The following is a 23,718-nucleotide window of genomic DNA, read 5'->3' on the forward strand; positions in this document are numbered from 1 at the left end:
CCGAAACCTTAGTAGTGACAAGTTGAACAGTTGATCGGCGCTTTGTTTTCAGGCTGACGGTGGCAGTTCACACACCATCCCATTGAAAGGTCTGAAAACTGCTCTACCTTTTTCATTGTCTCGATAGGACCGTGACATGTTTGGCAGTTCACACCTTTAGCAATGTGCGCGTTATGATTGAAGTGAACAAAGTCAGGAAGCATGTGAACGCGAACCCACTCTACAGAGCCGCCGCTATCATAAGCTTCACGAAGTTTTTGAATGCTTGGTTTGTCAGTTGCAACTTGAAGATGGCAATTCATACAAGTTGAAAGAGCCGGAATATTCGAATGCTTCGTTCTTTCCACTTGGTTGTGGCAGTACTGACATTGAATTTTGTGAGTTCCCACGTGCAGAGAGTGATCGAAAGGAATCGGCTGTTCTGGAGCATATCCTTTATTGTAACCAAACCCAGGCTGGAATTTACAACCCGTGAGAAGTGTTGAAATCATGAGCGCGCTTAACAACGCGACTATATTGAAACCTCGATGCATAATCATCCTTCGCTTCTTGTTGCCAAAGACAAACGAATGCTGTCCTAATTTTAGTTTGCTCTTATTTAATGGTGGAAAAGTCCAGTTGTCCATATTCTTTTTGCAAGCATATTGAAAAAGAGGGAGACTTCGAACTTTTCCGCTCAATCCTTAAGCACCCGCCTCAACCGAAGTTTCAGCGGTCACCAACTTAGTTTGTTGTTTGTGTTGTCTGTTTTCCTCGACGTACTATGCCTACATAGATGACGAGGAGTATGTGTGCTGCTACGAATGCCGAGACATATTCGACTCCGCCTGCACCAAAGCCGTACGAATGAAGCCCTGCGCCAAGGACAAAATTCACTCCGTACCATGCCATGATAACAAGCGAGAACGTGATCACCGCCGTAACAACCATACCGAAATTTTTGATGAATCCCGCATAGCGAGCATGCAGGACCGCTAGATAACCTAGCAAAGCAATCAAAGCCCACGTCTCTTTAGGGTCCCAGCCCCAGAAACGGCCCCAAGAATAGTCCGCCCAAATACCACCCAAGATAATTCCTGGCGCCAAGAACGCCACCCCGATTTGCATCGAACGATAGATTCCTGAAACAATCGCGCGAATTTCCTTTTGGAATTTTTCTTCGCCACGCAAGTAATAGATAAGACCGATGTCGGCTAAACCAAACGCTAAGAAAAACGCGGCGTAACTGATAGTGATAGTCATCACGTGGATCGTCAGCCAGTAGTTGCTGCGCAAAACAGGCTCTAGCGGCTGAAGCGTTGGATCAAGAACTGCCGGCGCAAAATCCGCGATCACCAATCCAAAAGTCCCGACCAAAGTTCCCGCGACAAGGATTAAACGAAACTTGTAAATGATTTCCAATATCGCCGCAAACAGAACGGTCCCCCAGGCGACCCACACAACGGTTTCATACATGTTCGTCACCGGCGCACGATCCATGATGTACATGCGAAGTACGAATCCATAAGTATTTAAGATGAAACCCAAACCGATAAAGACCCAGGCCGCTTTCATCAAAGATTCTTTTTTCAATGTCCAAACTAAAAGCAGAACAATAAAGCCTAAGAAATAGAAGATGTAAGCCCAGCGAAACGGATGAAAACTGTTGTAGTGAACTTCCGCTTTGATTTTTGTAGCGTGATCATAAAGCGCGGGATTATTGGCTTTCGCTGCTTCCTCAAAGGCAGCTACTTTCGCATCCAACTCTTTTCCGGTAGCACTTGTATCCGAGGCCGCAGCTACAGCTCCAATATGGTTCACAAAGGCCTTTGTGAACTCCATGAACTTTTCCTGCATCGGTGCATCCATGTCAGCAACTGAAACCCAAGCGTCCCCTTCTTTTGGCGGAACGATTTTCAACATGCGACCGGCGGCAATTTCCTGAAACACGAAGTACTGGTTTTCCAAACGTTGCAAGGCTTGGAAATACGGATTTAGCTTTTCCTTTGTATCGCGTTTTGCTTGCAACTCTTGGCGAAGAAGATTGAAACGATCACCGGCAAAAAGCTCTTCGCCAGAAAAGTAACGCTGATCTTTTGGAAGATTCATCGAAGTCAAAACTTGGTGATTACGAACTTCGAAAATCTTCTTATCTTGCCACGCTTGCGGAGAAAGCATCCACGTCATCACGATTTCAGTCGCCGCACGACCTTCATACTTCGTTTTTCCGTAAACGATTTCCAACATCTCGCGAGAGAAGCTGTCATACGGTTTAATACGTCCACCATCTTGAACTGGCAGATACTTCAAGGCATCGCCATCTTTGGCGAAAACCGAAACCGCCATGAATAAAGTCATGGCCACTAATAAGATCTTCTTCATGAATTCACCCCGTCGTCATTCTTTTGGGATTTGCGCGCAATTTTAAAATCCAGATGCTTAAACCACATAAGTAAAATAGTTCCCAAACTCAAAATCAAAGACCCTAGGTACTTTAAGAAACGACCAGGATCATGATTGACAGAAAACACAGAGGCCACCGGTTGACCGTTGTCCTCTTGGAAGCTGGCTTGATAAATCGTAAGGCCTTTGTACTTTAACGGTTCGTTCATTGAAATCACATGCTCGCCGATGTCTGGAACCTGTACTAAACTTTCGTACGCCATCGCACGCATGGTGCCCTGATAGTGACTCACTTGAAACTTGTTCAACTTAAGCGGAAAACCGATATCGATGCGACGGTTTCCATATGTCAAAAGATAGACAGAGTTCGTGGTGAAAAGCTTCACCATATCGTTCAAAAGAACCCAGTTCTCTTTACCGTCAAAGATGATTTTAATTGCCGCTGTCGTCATTGGCGTGGGTCTTTCCAGAGTTTGAATATCCCAATCCTCTTTCGCCGTTGGAAGATAGCGCAGAACACGGAAGGACAAAGCCATCTTAAAGCCGGGATCAAAGACGTCCCCTTCTTTGACAAAACCTTTTTTCAAAGGCTTGTCAGAGTCTTTCTGGAAAACCACATAACGAAGACCGTCTTTTTCAGGAGTTAAAAAGATTTCGTTGGCACCACGCGGTTTTTCAGGCGCGGGACCTAAGTGAATTTGCGCGGGACCAAAATTATGCGTCGTCAGATTGTTTGGTTTTTTCTGCACCAACCACTCGATCACATTCACGTTGGGATTTTGCAGTTGGAAGCGCAAACCCGCTCCGTTTTTACCCTCATCGCCTGGCAAAACTTTTTTTGAAGGAATCACATATTTTTTGTAGTCGACGATACGAATTTCACCTTCGTAAGCCGGAATCACGTAGGGCTTTTTTTCAGAAGGAGGATTTCTGAAAAAATCCACTTCTTGTTCTAACGTTTTTGAATAGCGGTCTCCGTCAAAAGACGTATACACGACTAAATCCGTCTCGGAAGTTTGCACGAAGTTGTTGGTTTCACCAATCCCCACGCGCATCGATCCATCAAGACCGAACTCCATGGTTAAATAGGCTCCAGCTAAAAGGATGATAATACCGATGTGCGCAAGCACGAAGGCCGCGTGACGTTTTCTCCAAGGAAAACGATCTAACATCACCGCAATCAGGTTGATCACCAAAAGACCCATGATCGTGTACATAAACCAGGTGTCGTACACAAGTTTGCGGGCCGCATACGCATCGTATTTGGCTTCAACAAAAGTTCCGACCGCCGTGATCACAGCAATTGAAAGAATGATGAAAACGGCCAGCTTCAAAGAAGCCAACGGACGGTTGTACTTTTTTATTGTCGACAGCAGTGATGAGTCCGCTTTTTTCAAAGAGAAAATCCTTATTGAAAGCCAGTAGTATTTCTTCACTGCTATCAATAATTTAAGTCGGCTTTGGTGACTACGCCTTTTTCCGTTCGACGCCCTACATTATGTGCATCAGATTGTTGCGGATGTAGCTCAAAGCAAACAGAACTTTCTCCTGAACTTTCTTCGCTTCTTCGGGTTTGAGCTTTTTGGTTTTTTCATCCATGTAAAGGGCGCGGTTCATCTCCACCTGCAGCGTATGCTGATCGCGACGAGGATCACCATACTGCTCTGTGACACGTCCACCAAAATACGGCCAGTTGTAGCCGACTTTGAATCCAGCCGTCACATAAGCGGCAATGACCAAGTCTTTGAATCGCGGATCACAGCTTTTTCCCTTGCTATCACTGACGACGATGTCGGCGCGAAGCTCTCCTGGGTCACGATGCTCACTCGTGCCCACTGAAGGCATGCTGTGCGCATCAATATGAAAGGTCTTTTTGAATCCTTTGGCATGAAGATCTTGATAAAGCTGACGAACACCGGCATGGAACGGTTCGTAAACAAGTTTCACAAGCTCATTATGAGTTTCAACACTCATCGGTTCTTTCATCAAAGCATGTTTGTAGGTTGTAATAACCCAGTGAAAGCCGCGATTGTGCATTCCTGCAGCATTGGCATGGCCCACCACCGACGACGCATCCACATCGTCAGGAATGCGGTTTAAATCCGCCGCATAACGATGCCACTCCGTTTTCACCAAAGGAATGTGAAGCTTGTGCAAAGCGGGTTCATATAGAAAATCGACGTAACGATCCACATCGCACATCAGGATTTCTTCCGGCAATGAATTCAGCCATGGCGTTTGCGGTGGCACTTTTTCACCTGAGTGCGGAATCGTCACGATCAAAGGAACTTCATTTTCAGCCATGCTTTACTCCTTGTGCTTCCACCTTGACCTCTTTGCAGGCATAGGCAAAACTTTAATAGAGGTTATTATGACGGACGCTCCGAAAGCAAAGATTTATACACGGACTGGTGACAAAGGAACGACAAGGCTTGTCGATGGCTCCTGCGTCGAAAAATTCAATCCTCGTGTTGAAGCTTACGGAACCGTAGACGAGCTCAATAGCTTCATTGGCGTCGTTCGGTCTGCCATGACTTCGGCACCCGAAGTGCATTCGTTGGATCAAACTCTAGAAAAAATCCAGAACGAGCTTTTCAATATTGGAAGCCTTCTGGCAACGGAAAAAGATGAAGTTTTTAAAATGCTCCCACCTATCACCGAAGAACAGATCCGCCATTTAGAAAAACAAATTGACGCCTTGACCGTGGAACTTCCAGAGTTGCGCAATTTTATTTTGCCCGCAGGTCATATCGTCGCATCTCACCTCCATGTGGCGCGCACAAGTTGCCGTCGCAGTGAGCGACGTTCGGCCGAAATTGCGGTGAAAGATGAGCGCTATGCTTCGGCTTTGCAGTATCTGAACCGTTTGAGTGATTATCTTTTCGTTGCCGCTCGCTGGGTGAATTTGAAAACGGGTCATCACGATGTCCTTTGGAAGAAAACTTAATGAAGTTAGAGATCGCTAAGCCCGAAGACGCGGCTGCCCTAGCAGAATTCTATAAAACTTTTCCAACACGCGGTTTGCTTGAAATGAAGACCGATCGTGGTCAGGATTTTTTTGCGCCCTACGCGGTTCAGTCCGATCAGTATTTGACCTATCAACTCAAAGAAGAAGATAAAATCGAAGGTATCGCAAGTTTCGTAGTGCGAGATGTTTTATTGGACAATAAGGTTCGACCGGTGGCTTTTGGTCGTGACTTGCGTATTTCTTCCAATCGCCGTGCAATCTTAGAATGGTCTCAACACTTTTTACCAGTGATGGAAGAGGTCTTTCACACATTTGGATGTAAGCATCTGATTTCAGTTTTAAGCCTGAGTGATGCTCAAGCTTTAAACGCCTTTGTACGACCGCGCACGATGAAGCGCCCCCTGCCGCATTACTATCTTTATCGCCGCTTCAACATGGTGTCGGTGCATGGAAAACTGCCTTGGGCCTCGGTTCCACTTCCCCACTTGCGTATTCGTCGAGGAAGCGCGGCAAATGTAGACGCTTTAATCTATTACATTATCCAAAAATCTCGCCAAAGAGATCTCGCCACCGTATGGGACTCGCAAAGCTTTCACGATAAATTGGAACGCTGGAAAGGTTTAAAACTTGAAGACTTCCTGATCGCCTTTGATAAGGATGAAAATATCGTCGGCTGCGCGGCACCTTGGTCTGCCGGCGGAATGCAAGAATTTATTCCGATGTCCTATTCGCTACGCGCGCACAACTTCCGCCAGTTTTTAAAGTTCGGCAAAACTTTGGGATGGACGCGCACTTTGACGAAACCCTACTCGCGTCTGAAAGTCGAAGCGGGGCTCAATTTCAAATATCTTAATTTTCTTTTTGCCGATAACGGCGATATTTTTGAAAGTCTTTTATGGCGGGCTTACGATGAAGCACACGAAAACGAATTTATCGTTTACAATCAAAGCCGCTCGGAATTTATCTATCGCCGCCCGCGCAACTGGATATCGGCGAAGATGCCTTTTGGTGTTTACGTCTTGTTAATGCCCGATCAAGAGCCACCAGAATTCCTGCACCCTACCAATGAAAAATCTATTGAAATGGAGCCGTTCTTCGCCCTTTAATCGTCAAGGGCCCGAAGACGTTTCTTTTCTAGGTAAGTACGTAGAAAATACACCTGACCGAAGTTAAATATAATCAAGGTGAACTTAACAAGAAACGAGAAGATCTGTCGAGAGACGGTCGTATCCTGGTAATTTAAAAGCTCACTGCAAATCAATAAAACCATGCACCCAGCGAAATTCAAAAAGATCACGGTGTGATCCATTTCCTCAAGCAAGAAGAGCGGAAATAAAACCACCAACGCCAAGAAGATATTGATCTCTTTGCCAATCTCAGGAAAGAAAAAGACCTGCGCACTGCAAATCTGCGTAAGAACGCATATCACAATGACCGCCAGATAGTTTTTTTGCTTAAAGAAAAGATAGGCCGAACCCAATTGACCTGCAGAACACACGATAATGGCTAAGACCACAGCCCACAAATCAATCCCCATGGTCAGGTAATATGAACAAAACATTGTCGATACGATCCATTGTACGATGGCGAAATAAAAGCCAATCCTGTTTTGTGCGGCCATAGCCGTGGATTTAACGGTATTTTCTTTGTCATTAGCCGATGTAAAGTACATAAAACTGACTTAAAGCCCCTCTTAAAAAAACATCATTCAATCATAGGGGGAAAGACTGCGCAGTAGTGTTTCGTTTATGCAATCTTCAAAAGCACTGGCTAATTTTTGGCACCCTGACCAAAGTTTCCTCTGTCATAGAGATCTTAAGCGCAATGAGGTCGGCCTCATGTTTGCTCTTTTCGATGATATGTTTTCAATGTTTTTAGACTGTCTCATTTTGAAACGTTCGGCGCGAGCTTGGCTGCTTGCAACTCTGCTATTTTCCGGAACCGCGTTCGCTCAAGATGCAGTTCAGATCGATCCGGGAAACCAGAAACTTTCGTCTGCGGATCGCATTGCTAATATTCTTATTAATTCACTTCCTGAATCCGGCGTAAAAAAGGGCTTGCAGCGCTACTATGAAATCATCAATCCCAGCGCCTATGAGGCGGATGCCGAAGTCGCTTTTAGCAACTCAGGTTTAAGCCTGTACTTTGCCCGTCAGTTCAAGGGAAACGCCTGCTTTGCTGAAAAAACCCTGCGCTTTTATCACGACATCAGATCAACTACGAAAAACACTCAAAAGACCGATCCTCAAATGCAACGTCACAGCCGCACCTCTTTAGGAGACACTGCCGGCGGCACGCGCAAAGATTTACCAGCGGGATGGCTTTTCCAAAAGGCTTTGACCTTTACAAAGGGAAATCCCAACGCCGCTTTAAGCCTGATAGGAATCTGTGGGCATGATGATATCGCCCAGGGAACGGCCTTTAATCAAGAAGCTGAAGACAAGCTGCTGGCGCAAGGCTATAAGTGGGAAGATCTCTATTTAGACCCCGATACGACAGGCGAAGAAGAAACTTTCTGCCCACCGCGCGAATCAGATTTCTATATTGCACGATCTTTATCGAAAAAATCCGACATCAGTGACAGCTTAAAACGCCGTATTTTAGAAGTTCAATATCCAGGAAAAAAAGCAGAACAGATTGCCTCTAAGAACTATCACGTTTTAGGTGCTGCTTTTATGACCTGCCAAATGATCGAAGCAGGTTTAAATCCTTACTTGGCTATTCAAGTGGAAACAACGGCCGCAAATCTCTATCGAGGCATCCGTTTGTGTCAAAATATCGAAGCTCCGGCTAGTTTATTCTGGAAACTTCAAAAAATGCCTGAGCTTTTACGCCGCCCCCATTCCTATACTTTTGAACAAGCCGTGGTTCGCAAGGCTTTAGATCGCGGGACTAATAAAGAATGTACGATGAAGAAAATTGAAACAGATCCTTTGTGTGAATTGCTTTACAAAGTCGGTTCGGGATTTGACTTAACATCTCCTCGCGCGGCAGCTCGTGCAGAAGAACAGCTTAATAAGTATCTAGATATGATGATTCCCAGCGGAGTCTACACGTCTTGGAATATCACGGGAAAAGTAGCTGGCATTAGCATCCCATGCACACGCGATCAGCTCTTTGGCCCCCACCCTTTTATGAAATGGTTGGTGGGACAAGGTCACTTACCATTGAATATTTGCGGAAAAGGATTGTCTTTAGAAAGCTGTCGCAAGGCTCTAAACACCTTGCGCACTTGGGAAGTGGATTTTGATTGGACGGTATCCCAACACTTAGCAGGAGCACAGTTTGCTGCGGGCGTCTGTAAGCCCCTGCCACAGGGAACGTCTTCGTTTCAACACTTCTGCGACTAAGCGGATTTCTTTAGTCCCGTCAAAGTTTCTAAATGCACGATGGTTTCCGTTAAACCTTCTGTTGACTCATTCAAGCTAGATGCCGCCTGAGAAATGGTTTCTGAAGAAGCGGCGTTCGTTTGCGTTGCTTGATCCAATTGATTCATGGCTTGAGTGATTTGACCGACTCCCGTGCTTTGCTCCACACTGGCTGTCGCGATTTCGTCATTCAACGCCGCCACTTTATTTACGGAGTCTACGATGCGTTTTAAAACTTCGTGACTGGAGTCTGCCACCTTCTGCCCGTTTTCAACTTGCGCCACACTTTCCGAAATCAGATCCGAGATCTCTTTTGCTGAAGTTGCACTTCTTTGCGCCAAAGCACGAACAGCATCGGCAACAACCGCAAACCCCTTCCCTTGCTCGCCAGCACGAGCGGCTTCAACGGCGGCGTTTAGCGCCAATAAGTTTGTTTGAAAGGCGATGTCGTCAATCACATTGATAATATCTTCGATTTTCTTTGAAGACGTCGCAATTTCATTCATGGAGGTCATCAAAGAGGCGATCTCGCGCGAGCCTTCTTCCGCGGAACGTTTTGACGTTTGCGAAAGCTCTGATGCAGACTTGGCATTGTCAGCATTAAGCTTGATCATGCTCGATAATTCTTCTAAGGATGCAACGGTCTCTTCTAATGACGCTGCGGACTCTGTCGATGCCGCCGAAAGATCGGAACTTGAAGAAGACAGATTTGAAACCAGATCTCGAATCTTTCCATAGGCTTTTGACAAAGCTTCTGTCTGCAAGCGAATCCCTTGCTTTAAGGCGTGCGAAGACATGAACATCGAAAAAGAAAGACCGATAATCATCAAAGCCACACTGGCCATACCAACTTGAGCAAAACGCAGTGCTTTGTCCACAGCGCCATCGGTGCGTGCTTGAAGTTCTTTTTCGAACTGATTGATAGGCTCCCCGATGGTCACTAGAAACTTATGATAAGCTTCATCATGCATCAGCTTTCGCGCCATCTCTAAATCGGGAGTTTTTTGCACCGTGAATTTCCCAGATGCATCCTGGAAAAGACCTTTTGCTGCATTCATAGCGATGGTCTCGGTCACCACCAGATCGTTAGAGCGCTTTTGCGCCTCTGCCAGTAAGGCAAATTCTTTATCTGTGAATCCCGCTTCTTTCATCAGCTCCGTTGAAGACACTTTTCTGCCGTCGGGACGCGCTTTTTCACCATTACGAACGGCGATGATGTCGAAATATTCTTTTTCGTATTTTTCATCTCCGGTCACGACAAAGGTGCGTGCCGTGCGAGTGAGGTTGGCTGAATCATCACGCATCTTTTGTGCTAATTGAATCGAAACGAATTTAGACGTGTGAGCAGTATCAAGTTCTTTTTGATAGTAGTAAGCGCTGCCAATACAGATATAAAGAGCGATTACCAAACCAAAAGACAGGAAGTTAAAGAAACGTACCCTTGCGAAGACATTCATTGAGCGGACCTCTTGTGAGAATTATTTGAGAAACCTATTCGGATCCCAAACATTTCCCTAAAGCAGTCGCTTTTGTTTACTCGCGTTTAGATAAGAGGCATTTCGCCGCTGGTCACTGCTTCGCGCACTTGCGGCCAGAACCAGTCAAGCTGTGGATCCGATGCAATAACATCCTTAATCAGGACTTTGATATCGCTTCGGTTTGAGATTTCTCGGCGCAACCAGATTTCGATCTCGTCGTATCCAGGGCCGATGATGGTGATTTCAACATGACTTAGGAAATGAAGCAGATGAAGGTCTTGTGTCGCCACGTCTTGGCCTGCGGACTTCGCACGAATGAAATTAAGGACCTCATTTTTGATGTCCGAAAAATTGCGATGATTGATACGGCGAAGAATTAAGTCTGCACGATGATCGCGATTGATCCATCGCTGATGCAGGCCTCTTTGTACTAGATTTATAAGGAAGTTGCGCAATACAGAAGACACCTGACGAAAATCTTCGTCCGGTAACCCCATCACCTGCATCAAATCTACGTAGCGAGCCTGTTCCTGGCCGCGACGAAGAGAGGTGAGGACTTCAGGAATTCGTAAAACCGATTCGCGAATACCCTGAAGATCAATTCCTGCTCCATCCGTGAAGTAGAGAATTCTCATATCCTTATCATGACCTATCTTTTCGAAATGTGTGTAGGTTTTTAAGCATTCAAGACCATGGTCCAGCTTGTATTTTTTCGTGCAGACCCCCCGCCTTTTTGATAGGATAGATCGAGGCCCAAGGACTAGGTCTCGGCAAATTATGCCGGTATAAAACAAAGGATTGTGCAACTGTGATTTCACGTAACCCGAAGAATCAACGCCCCCCTTTTGAAAGATTATATTCCTATATTCTTTTTGCGTTTGTGGGTTATTGCATCGCGGACCTTGCCATTTTGGCTTATCGCGACCGCATGTTGCCTCAATCCGCCCCTGCGGCTCGCCCCAAACCACCGGCAGCTGACATGTCTGTCAGTCGCGGCGCTTACAACACTATTACGACACGCAATATGTTTGCCTCCAACGGACAAATTCCTGAGCCCTTGGTGGATAAGTCCAAAGGTGCCGAAGCGCAGAAAGAAGCCGATCCGGTTCCATCACAATTGCCTCTGACTTTGATTGGCACTTTGGTGCATTCAAATCCGGATAAATCCCTGGCCGCTATTGATGTTCGTGGAAAAAACCAAGTTGTCTCTTACAGTCCTGGAAAAGAAATTGAAGGCATGGCCTCTATTATTCGTGTAGAGCGCCAAAAAGTTATTTTCCGCAATCTCAATTCCAACCGTTTGGAATATATTGAGATGAAAAAAGACGCTGGCAAAGTGGCCTTCGGTGCGGGTCGTCCTGCGGCCGCTGGTGGCAAAGAAGTTCAATCCGTGGGCAATAACAACTTCGTTATCAAACGTGCAGATTTATTGAAATATACGAATGATCTTTCCAGCATCTTGATGCAAGCGCGTGCGGTTCCTAATCGCGAACCCGGCACTGGCGCCATCAATGGCTTCCGTCTTTTAGACATGCAACCAGGAAGTATTTATGAGCAGCTTGGCTTGCAACGCATGGACGTGATTAAATCTGTTGACGGAACTCCTGTCGATAGCCCGGCAAAAGCCATGGAACTCTATAATACATTGAAAAATTCACCGAAAGTGTCTTTGCAAATTGAGCGCAACGGTAAAACGGAGACGATGACTTACAATATTCAATAAGATCTCCGCGAAAGATTTAGCAACTGGATTTTACAACTCCTCAAGGAGAGGATATATGAAAAAGACTGTCAGCATAGGACTTGCTTCACTGATGACCGCACAGCTCGTCGGCCCTGCCGCGAATGCGCAGTTTGAGGACTTCCCGCCTCCACCACCGCCTCCGTCTTCGGATTTTGGTGATGATTCAGGCTTTCCTCCTCCACCAGCTAATAATGATGCTTTTTCAGCTCCTTCACTTCCCAGCAGCGGCCCGAGTGCGGGCGGTTCTCGTGGCGGCGGAAATGCCGCGGGCGGAATGGATGTTCTTAGCAAGAATGCTCGTGATAAATTTGCTAAAGCTCCGATTGAAGATATCAACAGTCAAAATTTTCCTGAGACGATTGAGTCTTTCGATTTTCCGAATGTGGAAATCACAGATCTGATCAAGGCCATCGGCGAATTGACAGGTAAGAACTTTATCATCGATCCAGGCGTTCGCGGAAAAATCACGATCACGGCTCCAAGTAAAATCACCGTGGCAGAAGCTTATAAGGCTTTCTTGTCAGCCCTTGCAATCAATGGTTTTACAGTGGTTCCTTCAGGCAGCTTCTTGAAAGTAAAATCCGCAAGAAATGCGCAACGTGATAATATCGAGACATTCTCTGGCGCTTACTATCCGAACAGCGATCAGATGATCACTCGTATCATCCACTTGAAACACATTTCAGCCGCTCAAGTAAATAGAGACCTTCGTATCCTTCCATCTAAAGATGGTGAGATGAATATTTACGAGCCGACAAACTCGATCATCATTTCGGACTACGGTTCTAACATTGATCGCGTGATGAAAATCATCAGTCAGTTGGACGTTCCGGGATTTGAAGAACAACTTGAAGTTATTCCTATTAAGTACGCAAAAGCGAAAGACTTGGCAGACTTGGTAGATAAGATCGTCAATAAAGGGAATAAAACTCAAGGTTCAGCTCCAGGGACATTCTCCGCGGGCGTTCCAAGATTCTCTCGTTCCGCGGGAGCTTCTAGCCAACAAGGTGCGAGTTTCTTTATGGCGATTCCAGATGATCGCACAAACTCGATCATCGTCGTCGGCAATAAATCAGGCATCGTTCGTATTAAAAAATTGATCTCTCAGCTTGATTTCAAAATCCGTCCTGAAGAATCTGGCGGCGTTTACGTATACCACGTGAAAAACGGTGATGCGGAAAAATTGGCGCAAACTCTTCAAGGTGTGACGAAGGATGCAGCTCCAAAACCTCAAACAGGTGGCAGCTTGTTATCTCCTATCGGCGCTGGCGGTCAAATGCAGGCTCCGCAAGAGATCTTCGGTGGCGATGTTAAAATCGTCGGCGATAAAACAACAAACAGCCTTATTATCACAGCGAGCAAGCAAGACTACGAAGTGGTTCTAAGTCTTTTGAACAAAATCGACACTCCTCGTGACCAAGTTTTCGTTGAAGCCATCATCATGGAGATGAGCGCGAACGACGGTAATACTTGGGGCGTGGGTTACTATAAGTACGGTGATACAGGTTATGGTAAAGTCGGCTTCAACGGCGGTCTGGATATCAACAGCTTGCTAAGCCCCACAGGTGGAGCGGGTGCCGTGATCGGCTTCGGTCAAGGTGATGTGGTTGAAGTGACAGATCCTGTTTCTAAATCCACGATCAAGATTCCGAACTTGGTTGGATTCATCAACTTCTTAAAAACGACGAAAAAAGCCAACATCCTTTCAACTCCAACTTTGATGACTTTGGACAATCAAGAGGGTGAACTAGAAGTCGGTGATAAAGTCGTGACAGGCTCAACAACAACGACACCAACAAATGGCTCTCCGATCACAACGCCAACGTTTGAAGATGCGACGATCAAATTGACGCTAAAGCCTTATATCAGCCCAGCGACAAATCAGATCCGCATGGAGATCAAACAACAAGTGTCCCAGCTTTCTACGGCAAGTACTCCGAAGGCGTTCCAAGATTCAACTCAGCCTTTGGCGAAGCGCTCGATCAAAACTGTGATCAACGTAAATAACGGTGACACAGCGATTCTGGGTGGCTTGATGAAAGAACAAGACATTGAATCTATCAGCAAGGTTCCTCTTCTCGGCGACATCCCTATTTTGGGTTGGTTGTTCAAGTCCCGCACGATTTCGAAAGATAAAACGAATATGGTTGTGTTCTTGACTCCGAAAATTGTGAAAAACTCTGCAGATACGAATGCGATTACAAATAGAACGCTGGATGAACGTATTGATTTTATCAAAGCTCAGGGCGGAGTCGATCCTTATGGTAAAAAGATGGATGCGATTCATCAGAAGGCACGTGCGGGCCTCAATGGCAGTAATAACGCCGTCCCTGCTGAAACGTCCCAACCTGTAATTGAAGAGGAATAAGAAAACATGGCCTCCGTGGATATTCAAACGATACTGTCTAAAGCGACCTCCCTGTCACAGGACCAAATCCGTTCTGTGCTTAACAATCCCTCGGTGGTGAGACCCGTCACCGTGGGCGAGGCTTTGGCAGCGAAAGAATTTTCCACGGCGGATGAAGTGGTCGCCGATTTGTGTAAGGAATTGGGCTTGGATTTTATCCGCGACATTCCTGTCAGTGATATCGCCGTCGACTTGATCCGTGATCTTCCTATCAACTACGCAAAACAACACAATGTTCTTCCTTACAAGGAAGAGTCCGAGACACTGATTGCTTTGACTAGCAATCCAGTGAATTTAAAAGCACTTGATGATCTGAAGGTTCTTTTCGGTAAACGCGTTCGTCCGCTTGTGACGACGACAAGCCGTATTCAAGATGCGATCAATAAAGTTTACGAAAAAAGCACGGCAAATCTTTCGGGCCTTGATGAAATCGAAGAAGAAGATTACGACCTTGATGATCCTATCGTCGACCTTCTAGAGGCAGGCGAAGATGATGCGCCCGTGATCAAGATGGTGAACAGCCTTCTGTTCCGTGCCGTGAAAGAAAAAGCTTCTGATATCCATATCGAACCTTATGAAAAAGACATGGTCGTGCGCTTTCGCATGGACGGTATTTTGTTCGACGTCTTTAAACCACCTAAGAAACTTCAAAACGCGATCACGTCCCGTATCAAAGTTATGGCGAACTTGAACATCGCGGAAAAGCGTCTGCCGCAAGATGGCCGTATTCCTTTGAAAGTCGGCGGTAAAGATATCGACATCCGTCTTTCAACGGTGCCGACGGCTCACGGCGAGCGTCTGGTGATGCGTATTCAAGATAGATCCAGCATCGTTCTAGAACTTCAACAACTCGGTTTTTCGACAGAGAACTTAGATCGTTTGGATGATCTTTTAGCGCGCTCATACGGAATCTTTCTTGTAACCGGTCCTACGGGTTCCGGTAAGTCGACAACTTTGTATGGCGCTCTTTCAAAATTAAATAAACCTGATGTGAACATCCTGACCGTCGAAGACCCAGTGGAGCAACGTATCCACGGGATTGGCCAGGTGCAAGTGAACTCTAAGATCGGATTAACATTCGCCGCGGGATTAAGATCCTTCCTTCGTCAAGACCCTGACATCATCATGGTCGGTGAGATTCGTGACTTGGAAACTGCCGAACTTGCAATTCAAGCATCGTTAACTGGTCACTTGGTTTTATCTACTTTGCATACGAATGACTCTGCCGGTGCCTTTCCTCGTTTGATCGATTTCGGCGTTGAGCCTTTCTTGATCGCGACCTCCATTCAAGGTGTTGTCGCGCAACGTCTGGTGCGTGTTCTTTGCCCGCACTGTAAAGCACCTTATGAGCCCTCTGACTTTGAATTGCAAACAATCGGCGTCACTCGTGAGGAAGCTAAAAACTCACACATCTGCCGCGCGATGGGTTGTAATCACTGTGGTCAAAAAGGTTACTCAGGCCGTACGACGATCAGTGAGCTTTTGATTGTCACTGACGACGTTCGCTCTTTGATCATGCAACGTAAAGACGGTAACTCGATTAAGAAGCAAGCTGTCGCCAATGGTATGAAAACCTTCCGCGATCACGGGGTCCAAAAGGTCCTTGCGGGAATTACGACTATTGAAGAACTTGCTTCCAACACGCAATTGGATATTTAAGTCGGCGGCAGCTGGCAGAGCCGAAGCGCCTTCGGGCGCGCAGGCTAAAGCAGGGCCGCGAGACCGCGAGCGCAGCGCCAGAGGCGCGAAACTGAAGCAGCATTTTTTAGGATAAGCAAATGCCGATTTTTGAATACAAAGGTCTGTCCCGAGACGGAAAAAACGTAAAAGGTGTCGTTGACGCAGAAAATCTGCGTGCGGCGCGCACGAAGCTTAAAAAAGACAATATTTACGTCGTCGATATCCGCGACAAAAAGAAAGTCGATCCTAAAAAGAAATCAGGCGCGAGATCCAGCGCGAAAGTGGGCGTTAAAGAACTGGCGCTTATGACTCGTCAGTTAGCGACGTTAATCAAAGCCAATATTCCTCTCGTGGATGCTCTGACTGCCGTTTCCGAGCAAGTTGAAAATGCGGCTCTATCTGAAGCCATTGCAGATTGCAAAAACATGGTGAATGAAGGCTCCCCGTTTCACAAAGCCTTGGCAAAATATCCCAACATCTTCACAAATATTTATATTTCAATGGTTGAAGCCGGCGAAATGTCAGGAAGTTTGGATGTTATCTTAATGCGTCTTGCGGAATTCACCGAAGCGCAAGCTGATTTGCGTGCGAAAGTCAGTAGTGCCATGACCTACCCGATCATCATGATGGTCGTGACTTTGGGTCTATTGGGCTTCCTTTTTGTGTTCTTGATTCCAAAAATGGTGACTGTCTTTGAATCCGCGCCGAATCTGCAACTTCCTTGGTACACGGTCACTTTGATTGATGCCAGTCAGTTTGTTGTAAACTACTGGTACCTCCTCGTCGGAAGTGCCTTGATTTTGTATCTTCTATTCAAAAACTGGAAAAACACGCCAGCAGGACGCAATCAATGGGATGCGATCTCGTTGAAGCTTCCGATTGTAGGCCCCACTGTTCGCATGGTGGCTGTTTCTCGTTTTACGAGAACTTTGGCGACACTTTTAACCGGTGGCGTTCCAATGCTAGCAGCTTTAGACATCGTTCGTAACGTTGTGAATAACCACGTATTGGCGCAGGCGATTGACGAAGCCCGCTCTAACATTTCTGAGGGTGAATCCATCGCGGGTCCTTTGAAAAAATCGGGTCAATTTCCACCGATCGTAATTCACATGGTGAACATTGGTGAAAAGACCGGTGAACTAGAAAACATGTTGTCACAAGTATCCGACGCCTATGACTTCCAAGTGAAAACAAAGTTGGAAGGCTTAACAAGTCTGATGGGCCCCGTTGTCATCGTTATGATGGGTTTTGCCATCGGCATGATCGTAGTTGCTGTGATGGTGCCTATGTTTGAAATGGCAAACATCGCCGGATAAACTTAAAGTACAACATCAACTAAAGTCTGTATCTCTTCTTAAGTCGGGTCCAAAATATTTTAGATCACTGTCAGATCTCATTCTGGGTAAAGCCGCATGTGTGCTTTACCTGGGATAGGACCTCTGCTATCCTCAACATCTGTTAAACATAAGGAGTAAGTAATGTCTCTTCTCAAAAACCGCAAGGGTATGACGTTGATCGAAATCATGATCGTCCTTGCGATCATCGGTAGTATCGCAGCTCTTCTTCTTCCTAACATCACAGGACAGCTTGATAAGTCCAAAGTGAAAGAAGCTAAAATTCAGCTGACTCAAGTTGTGAACGCTCTTTCTATGTACTACACAGATTGTGGTCACTACCCTCAATCTTTGGAAGGTTTGGCGAAGGCCGATCCAGATTGTTCAAACTGGGGTCCTGAGCCTTACTACAAAAAAGATCTTAAAGATCCATTTGGAAATGAACTGGTTTATGAGCGCGAAGGTTCTGAATACACCTTGAAATCTTTGGGTAAAGACCGCCGTGAAGGTGGTTCTGGTAACGACAAAGACATCACTTTAGAGGATGTTCAGTAATTTCATGCGTTCGCAAAAGGGCTTCACGCTAATTGAAATCATGATCGTGCTAGCAATTCTTGGCGCGGTCGTAGCGTTGGTAGCCCCCCGTTTCGTTAAAAGAGATGGAAACATCAAAGCCGTGGCTCGGAGCTTCATTGTTCTGAGCAAGGAAATCCGCAACAAAGCCCGCCTTACAAATTCCACGTATCGCTTAGTTATCAATATGGACACGCAAGATGAAGCTTATTGGGTCGAAAGAGCCAATGGTCCTCAACCTGTTGATCCTAAGATGTACGAAGAGGCTTTAAAGAAAGACTCCGAAAAGAAAGAGGACGCCCCACCGCCCCTTTTTCAGATGGATAAATCCCTCACAAAATCAGAAAAAAAACTTCCCAGCGGCCTGCGTTTTGGCTCTGTGGAAACTATCAATATGAAGTCTCCGATTACTTCGGGGCTCGCGTATATTCACTTCTTCCCTGAAGGCTTTGTGGAAGCCGCCGCCGTGCAAATCACGAACGGAAATAATTTAACTTGGACTCTTGTTTTTAATCCTTTAACGGGTCAAGCTGATATTATAGAAAAAGCTTCTTCGTTAAAGGATGTCCAACGGTGAGAAATAAACGAGGTTTTACGCTTATTGAAACGGTGATGGCGTTAGTCATCCTGTCTTCAGGTTTGCTTTTGCTAGCAAATTCTTGGAGCGGCAGTTTCATGCGTGTTCGTAAAACCCAGCTTTCCACGGAAGTTTCAGCCCTCCTTGAACGCAAAATGGTTGAAGTGGAGATGGAATATCAAGGTAAGCCCTTAGACTCCATCCCGGAAGAAAAAGAAGACGACTTCGGTTCCGAATATCCGCAGTACTCTTGGCGCATGACTTCAAAAGAATTTGAAGTACCGGATTTTTCCGCAACTCTGACGGCGCAATCTGGCGGCGCAGACGAGCTGACATTGACGATCATGAAAACTTTGGCCGAGCACTTAGGAAAATCCATCAAAGAAGTCAAAGTCACCGTGATCTACAAAGGCGCGAAGAAGCCTTTAGAATTTTCTGCCACTCAATATTTCGTCGATTACGATAAACAATTGCCACTTCCTTCCATCCCGGGTGCCGGAGGCTAGTCATGAGAAACAATAAAGGTTTCACCATGATTGAGCTGATGATCACGGTTGCAATTCTTGCAACCCTCACCGTCTTAACGGCGCAGTCGATCACTCAGGCCATCAAAGCCAAAGGTAAGCTGCAAGATCAAATCGACGATGTGTCCCGCATGCGCGATGCTATGCGCTTGGTGGAAAGAGATATCAATTTAGCTTATCACTATCGCGATCTTGAAAAAGAGATGGAGCAGATCTTAAAGAAGAAAAACTCCACGAATGCTAATGGCGGTGGCAACGGTGGGATGGACCCGTCTGTGATTCCCGATCCTAACCAAGATCCCAACAACCGCCGTGAAGTCCCTCGCCGCGATCCCGCAACTCACTTTGTCGGCAACGGCGAAAGTTTAAATCTAGTGACGATGAACAATGCGCGCACCACTCGCAATACCGCCCAAGCCGATTTTCTTGAAGTCGGTTATTCCGTGAAAGACTGCAAAAACTTGCGCAATGATTCCACGTCATCAAAATGTTTGTGGAGACGAAGCACGCCCTATGTGGATCTTGATGTCACTAAAGGCGGCGACGAAGTCGTTCTTCTAGAAAACGTCTCTGAATTCAAACTTCGCTACATGGGTAAAGGCAAGCAAGACTGGGTCAGCGATTGGCGCACCGATGCCCAAGGTGACGGCGCAACCAAAGGAAAGTTCCCGCAGGCCGTGGAAGTTTCTTTAACGGTTGAGAAAAAAGAAAAAGGCAAATCTAAAAAATACTCTATGCAAGCGATAGTCCCGATCCACTTCCCTAACAATCCTGAGGAGGCAGCAAATGCGCAAGGAAATCAAGGTTCTTGGCCGCAATCTGGCGGCGCCACTCAGTAATCAAAGGGGCGTGGCCATGATGGTGGCCGTCGCTTGTATTATGCTGATCATGTATTTCGCGATGGAAGTCTCTTATGACTCCAACGTGGAATATTTAGTGAACTCGCAAAGCTTGAATCGAGTAAAAGCCTATTACGCGGCAAAATCCGGAATGCAGTTAAGCCTTCTGCGCATCAAAATCTATCAGCAAGCACAAAGCAAATTCGGCGCGCAATTAGGCAATAGCCCCATGCTAGATCAAATCTGGAAATTTCCTTTCGCCTGGCCGATGCCCATCCCTGATGAGTTGAACGCCGTCGACAAAGATAATTTCAAAAAAATCTTTAAAGAATCTGCGATGGATTCCAGCTACATCGTCACGATTGAAGACGAAGGTTCAAAAATCGACTTGAATGATTTGAACTCTCCTTCAAAGACCTTGCAGGACATGACTAAGAAGCAGCTCTTAAACATCTTTGAACAAAAGAAACAAGAAGACGAAGAGTTCGCCCGCGAATACAGCAACGTCCGCTTTGAAGAGTTGATCAACAACATCGCCGACTGGATGAGCCCAAAATCTCAATCCCTGAACGGCGGCGACAAAAGAGCCAACTACGCCGAACTCAATCAACTGTCCCAAACCGATTACTACCCACCGAACCGCGCCTTCCGCACGATTGCTGAACTGCACATGGTTCCAGGAATGAATGATACTTTTTTTGATCTTCTTCAACCCAGAATCACCATCTACGGAATGAAGGGCATCAATCCAAATTTAGCAACCAAAGAAGTTTTAAAATCTTTAGACCCCGCAATGACCGACGAAGTCGTAGCCGAAATTATCAAACGCCGCGAAACCGAAGAAGAAGGCGGCCCCTTTAAGTGCGACCAAAACGGCGGCAGCCAAGACTTCTGGAGCTTCGTACAACAAAAAGGCATCCGCATCATGGGTAACCCCGAAGACATCCCCATGACCTGCGACACCGTCATGAACTTCAAAATCAGAAGCACAGGCGAATTCGCCGGCGCCACAAGAGAAATCACAGCAATAGTGATGGACTTGAACCGCGCCGCTACGAAAATCAAATCCTTCGTAGACAAAGAAAAACAGGATCCCAATGCCCCGCCCGAGGACCCTAACAAACCAAAAACTCCGACGGGCGGCAATAACAACGCCAACACCAATCAAGTCCAAAAAGGCCCTCCAAGAATAGTCTTCTGGCAAGAACGCTAATCACCTAGACCAACGTCCATTTTCCCTCTGAAAAATTCGCTCCCACGGCGCCGCCAAGGCGCCCAAAAAACACCGAGGACGCGACTCTTAGTTTATCGATTAGGCTTGGTGTATAGCATTTTAAATTAGCGGCCTTCGGTGGCGCCACGATGGCGCGAACCGAAGCGAAGCTTCGGCACCGACCGAGCCCGGAAGGCGTGCCGCTAACTTAAAATGCTATACACCAAGCCGAACCTCGCATAAACTAAAGTCAAGGATTCATGGAGGAATTCACGGTGAAGTCAGTAGGCATAGACATAGGCTCTAGCAGTATCAAAATTGTCGAGATGACCAGCTCGTCCAAAGGCTTTCAGGTCACTCAATTCATTGAACATGCCTTGAATATCGCTCCAGGCGCAGACCAAGAGCTTGAGGTCATCGAGTTTTTAAGAAACTTCACGGCGACTTACGATCCGAATCAAACGAAGTTTGTTTTAGCGCTTCGTCAAGATCGTGTGGCGATTCGCAATAAGTTCTTCCCGTTCAATGATCGAATTAAAATTTCCAAAAGCTTGGCTTTTGAGTTGGAAGAAGATCTTCCTTTCTCTTCTGAAAACGCCGTGTTTGATGCGAAGATCGTTCGCACGGTCGGTGGCGGCGCTGAAGTTCTGGCCTGTGCGGCTCCGAAAGTTCACGTGCAAAATTGCATTCAACGTGGCCAAGATGCCGGCATTGATCCCGCGATTGTTTCGGCAGAAGGCACAGCACTTGCGAACGTTTTTGAAAAATGGAATGAAGCTCCTCCAGCTCTTCTTCCTCCGACAATCGCTTTGAATGACGAAGACAACCGTCCCGTTCGTCATGTGCAATTGATTTTAAATATCGGTCACTCGCGCACTTTGGTCAGTGCGTTTGAAGGAAACTCTCTGATCGCGGTGCGCTCGGTTCTTTGGGGTGGTAAAAATATTGCGGAAGCGATTTCAAAAAAATACGAAATCCCTTTCTTAGAATCCATCAAAGAATTGCAGACAAAAGCTTTCATCTTAACAAACAAACAAGGTGCGACTTTTGATCAAGTCACGTTCTCAGACACGATTGCTAAAAGTGTTCGTGAGCTGGCCCGCGATCTTCAGCTTTCTATCCTGGAATTGAAGAGTGAGTTTAATGCTCAGATCGGCTCTATCGGATTAACTGGGGGTGTTTCGCAAATCCAGAACATCGGACCATTTTTAACTCAAATTTTGGAAGTTCCGGTGAATCGTGCTTCCACTTTAGATCTTATTCCCAACGTCCTCTTTGAACGCTCGGCTTACAACGGCGCTAAGGCTGGCGTGGCTTTGGGCTTAGCTATTGAAGGCTTTAAAAAGCCAAGAAACCCTCCGGTGAATTTCCTTCGCGGTGAGTTCGCGAAAGAAAATCACCAGATGAAAATGTTCTGGGAAAAATGGGGCCACACTGCAAAAGTTTTAACTGCCGCCGTTCTAGTTCTTTTTGTCTACACGTCCTTGCGTGAAAGTTTCTCTGTCAGTTTGGCGGACCGCACTCAAGAAGTTTTAAAAGATCAAGCAAAGACGGTTGCCGGACTTCGTGGAAGAAACGCCTCTGAAAATGGCATCCGCAAGTACATTCGTGACAATAAAAAACGTGCCGCAGATTTAAAAACATTGGCCAGCGTGGCTAATATGAACTCTGCTTTGGATGTGATTAAAAAGGTGAATGATGCGACTCCAGCAAAGACCGCAGTGACTTTAGATGTGCAGCAGCTTTCGGTGACAGATGCTTTAGTGCAAATGCAAGGTTATGTAAATACACCGCAAGAGGCGTCTTTACTTCAGCAGTCTTTGACGAACATCACTTCCGATGGCCAAGTACGAACTCAACGCTCTACCTTAAAACCCATGAGCGGACGTACAGCTTTTTCATTCAGCTTTAATGTCGATCGCGGAATCCAAAAGGTGACAAGATGAATTTAGACGATTTAAAGGACAGATTTATCAGTGATGCCCGTCAAACTTGGGAACGAGTCCAAGATAGCGCGGCTTACAACCAGTTGCGCGACCGTTATGAAAACATGACGCCTGTTACGCAAAAACTAACCGTCGTTGGCGTTGTCGCTTTAATCGCATTTATGATTCTTAGCATCCCCTATGGCGCCTTCAATCAGTCCCAAACTTATGTGGAAGAATTTGAAAGCAAACGCATGACGATTCGTGAACTTTTAAAAGTCAGTCGCGAATCTGCCGATGTTCCACAAATCCCGCAAGCCCCTAGCATGGATATGATTCGTAATAATATCCAAAACCAGCTCACTGCCGCAAATCTGTTGCCTGAGCAAATGAAAGGCACCGAAGTTTTGACGAATGATTCTAAAATCGTTCCGCAAAACCTGACAGAAGGCATGCTTCAGGTCAGCCTGGCGAAATTGAATATCCGCCAAGCTTTGGATTTGGGACATCAGTTTCAAAGCATCAATGCAAGCGTGAAACTAAAAGACATGGCGATGACGGCGAACGCCGAAGATCCTCGCTATTTCGATGTGACTTACAAATTGATTGCTTTAGCGGTCCCTGCTCCACCAGAACCTCCCGCTGAAGCGCCGACTCGTCCAGGTTCTCGCAATCGTAACGCCCCACCGGCGGACGAGGAGTAATC

21 protein-coding genes are annotated in these 23,718 nt (G+C 46.3%); 14 read left to right on the top strand and 7 right to left on the bottom strand.

Going from position 1 to position 23,718, the window contains the following annotated elements; all coding sequences use genetic code 11:
• Nucleotides 1-8 precede the first annotated feature (8 nt).
• From AZI87_RS18210 to AZI87_RS13565, 4 genes are all read right to left on the bottom strand, one after another.
• On the bottom strand, nucleotides 9-539 hold the full coding sequence (locus tag AZI87_RS18210) for a cytochrome c3 family protein (RefSeq protein ID WP_063208232.1): 531 nt from the start codon (nucleotides 537-539) through the stop codon (nucleotides 9-11).
• Nucleotides 540-723: 184 nt separating this feature from the next.
• Nucleotides 724-2,361 carry a cytochrome c biogenesis protein gene (locus AZI87_RS13555; RefSeq protein WP_063208235.1) on the bottom strand — a complete coding sequence of 546 codons (1,638 nt, stop codon included), beginning with the start codon at nucleotides 2,359-2,361 and terminating at the stop codon, nucleotides 724-726.
• Nucleotides 2,358-3,779: a cytochrome c biogenesis protein ResB gene (locus tag AZI87_RS13560; RefSeq protein ID WP_063208238.1), complete on the bottom strand. Its 1,422-nt coding sequence runs from the start codon at nucleotides 3,777-3,779 to the stop codon at nucleotides 2,358-2,360. Before AZI87_RS13560 ends, AZI87_RS13555 begins: the two co-directional genes overlap by 4 nt.
• Nucleotides 3,780-3,873: 94 nt before the next feature.
• Entirely contained in the window at nucleotides 3,874-4,686 is an 813-nt protein-coding gene (locus tag AZI87_RS13565; protein ID WP_063208241.1) for an N-formylglutamate amidohydrolase, read from the bottom strand.
• A gap of 67 nt (nucleotides 4,687-4,753) precedes the next feature.
• On the opposite strand from AZI87_RS13565, the gene AZI87_RS13570 reads away from it, so the two are divergent.
• Together AZI87_RS13570 and AZI87_RS13575 are read left to right on the top strand one after the other, a co-directional pair.
• On the top strand, nucleotides 4,754-5,329 hold the full coding sequence (locus AZI87_RS13570; protein WP_063208244.1) for a cob(I)yrinic acid a,c-diamide adenosyltransferase: 576 nt from the start codon (nucleotides 4,754-4,756) through the stop codon (nucleotides 5,327-5,329).
• The gene (locus tag AZI87_RS13575; protein ID WP_063208247.1) at nucleotides 5,329-6,456 is read left to right on the top strand and encodes a hypothetical protein; all 1,128 of its coding nucleotides are present in this window, start codon (nucleotides 5,329-5,331) and stop codon (nucleotides 6,454-6,456) included. Before AZI87_RS13570 ends, AZI87_RS13575 begins: the two co-directional genes overlap by 1 nt.
• Here AZI87_RS13575 and AZI87_RS13580 read toward each other — a convergent pair.
• Nucleotides 6,453-7,022: a hypothetical protein gene (locus AZI87_RS13580; protein ID WP_063208250.1), complete on the bottom strand. Its 570-nt coding sequence runs from the start codon at nucleotides 7,020-7,022 to the stop codon at nucleotides 6,453-6,455. The genes AZI87_RS13575 and AZI87_RS13580 overlap by 4 nt on opposite strands.
• A gap of 166 nt (nucleotides 7,023-7,188) precedes the next feature.
• Here AZI87_RS13580 and AZI87_RS13585 point away from each other — a divergent pair, with 166 nt between their 5' ends.
• Complete coding sequence (locus tag AZI87_RS13585; RefSeq protein ID WP_155722573.1) at nucleotides 7,189-8,700, top strand: hypothetical protein; 1,512 nt, start codon at nucleotides 7,189-7,191, stop codon at nucleotides 8,698-8,700.
• Here the strand turns inward: AZI87_RS13585 and AZI87_RS13590 are convergent.
• Nucleotides 8,697-10,175, bottom strand: coding sequence for a methyl-accepting chemotaxis protein (locus AZI87_RS13590; RefSeq protein WP_063208253.1), 1,479 nt, complete (start codon nucleotides 10,173-10,175; stop codon nucleotides 8,697-8,699). The genes AZI87_RS13585 and AZI87_RS13590 overlap by 4 nt on opposite strands.
• Before the next feature lie 86 nt (nucleotides 10,176-10,261).
• Nucleotides 10,262-10,831, bottom strand: a complete 570-nt coding sequence (locus AZI87_RS13595) for a hypothetical protein (RefSeq protein WP_063208255.1) — start codon at nucleotides 10,829-10,831, stop codon at nucleotides 10,262-10,264.
• A gap of 173 nt (nucleotides 10,832-11,004) precedes the next feature.
• Between AZI87_RS13595 and gspC the strand changes: the two genes are divergently transcribed.
• The 11 genes from gspC to AZI87_RS13650 all read left to right on the top strand — a co-directional run bounded on the left by gspC (nucleotide 11,005) and on the right by AZI87_RS13650 (nucleotide 23,716).
• A complete protein-coding gene (gspC, locus tag AZI87_RS13600) occupies nucleotides 11,005-11,919 on the top strand; it encodes a type II secretion system protein GspC (protein WP_063208258.1) in 915 nt (304 codons plus the stop codon).
• A gap of 55 nt (nucleotides 11,920-11,974) precedes the next feature.
• Nucleotides 11,975-14,308 carry a type II secretion system secretin GspD gene (gene gspD / locus AZI87_RS13605; protein WP_063208261.1) on the top strand — a complete coding sequence of 778 codons (2,334 nt, stop codon included), beginning with the start codon at nucleotides 11,975-11,977 and terminating at the stop codon, nucleotides 14,306-14,308.
• Nucleotides 14,309-14,314: 6 nt separating this feature from the next.
• Nucleotides 14,315-16,006 carry a type II secretion system ATPase GspE gene (gene gspE / locus AZI87_RS13610; protein WP_063208264.1) on the top strand — a complete coding sequence of 564 codons (1,692 nt, stop codon included), beginning with the start codon at nucleotides 14,315-14,317 and terminating at the stop codon, nucleotides 16,004-16,006.
• 119 nt (nucleotides 16,007-16,125) lie between these two features.
• Nucleotides 16,126-17,343 carry a type II secretion system inner membrane protein GspF gene (gene gspF / locus AZI87_RS13615; protein ID WP_063208266.1) on the top strand — a complete coding sequence of 406 codons (1,218 nt, stop codon included), beginning with the start codon at nucleotides 16,126-16,128 and terminating at the stop codon, nucleotides 17,341-17,343.
• A gap of 162 nt (nucleotides 17,344-17,505) precedes the next feature.
• Complete coding sequence (gspG, locus tag AZI87_RS13620) at nucleotides 17,506-17,916, top strand: type II secretion system major pseudopilin GspG (protein WP_063208268.1); 411 nt, start codon at nucleotides 17,506-17,508, stop codon at nucleotides 17,914-17,916.
• A gap of 4 nt (nucleotides 17,917-17,920) precedes the next feature.
• On the top strand, nucleotides 17,921-18,511 hold the full coding sequence (locus AZI87_RS13625) for a pilus assembly FimT family protein (RefSeq protein WP_063208464.1): 591 nt from the start codon (nucleotides 17,921-17,923) through the stop codon (nucleotides 18,509-18,511).
• Nucleotides 18,508-19,017: a prepilin-type N-terminal cleavage/methylation domain-containing protein gene (locus AZI87_RS13630; RefSeq protein ID WP_253696821.1), complete on the top strand. Its 510-nt coding sequence runs from the start codon at nucleotides 18,508-18,510 to the stop codon at nucleotides 19,015-19,017. Before AZI87_RS13625 ends, AZI87_RS13630 begins: the two co-directional genes overlap by 4 nt.
• A 2-nt stretch (nucleotides 19,018-19,019) precedes the next feature.
• The gene (locus tag AZI87_RS13635; RefSeq protein ID WP_063208270.1) at nucleotides 19,020-19,874 is read left to right on the top strand and encodes a type II secretion system protein GspJ; all 855 of its coding nucleotides are present in this window, start codon (nucleotides 19,020-19,022) and stop codon (nucleotides 19,872-19,874) included.
• Nucleotides 19,822-21,087, top strand: coding sequence for a general secretion pathway protein GspK (locus tag AZI87_RS13640; RefSeq protein WP_253696824.1), 1,266 nt, complete (start codon nucleotides 19,822-19,824; stop codon nucleotides 21,085-21,087). The genes AZI87_RS13635 and AZI87_RS13640 overlap by 53 nt, the downstream gene beginning before the upstream one ends.
• 275 nt (nucleotides 21,088-21,362) lie before the next feature.
• The gene (pilM, locus tag AZI87_RS13645) at nucleotides 21,363-23,033 is read left to right on the top strand and encodes a pilus assembly protein PilM (protein ID WP_063208468.1); all 1,671 of its coding nucleotides are present in this window, start codon (nucleotides 21,363-21,365) and stop codon (nucleotides 23,031-23,033) included.
• Nucleotides 23,030-23,716: a hypothetical protein gene (locus tag AZI87_RS13650; protein WP_063208272.1), complete on the top strand. Its 687-nt coding sequence runs from the start codon at nucleotides 23,030-23,032 to the stop codon at nucleotides 23,714-23,716. The genes pilM and AZI87_RS13650 overlap by 4 nt, the downstream gene beginning before the upstream one ends.
• The last annotated feature ends 2 nt before the right edge of the window (nucleotides 23,717-23,718 follow it).

This window comes from Bdellovibrio bacteriovorus, assembly GCF_001592745.1.
Lineage (GTDB): Bacteria > Bdellovibrionota > Bdellovibrionia > Bdellovibrionales > Bdellovibrionaceae > Bdellovibrio > Bdellovibrio bacteriovorus_B.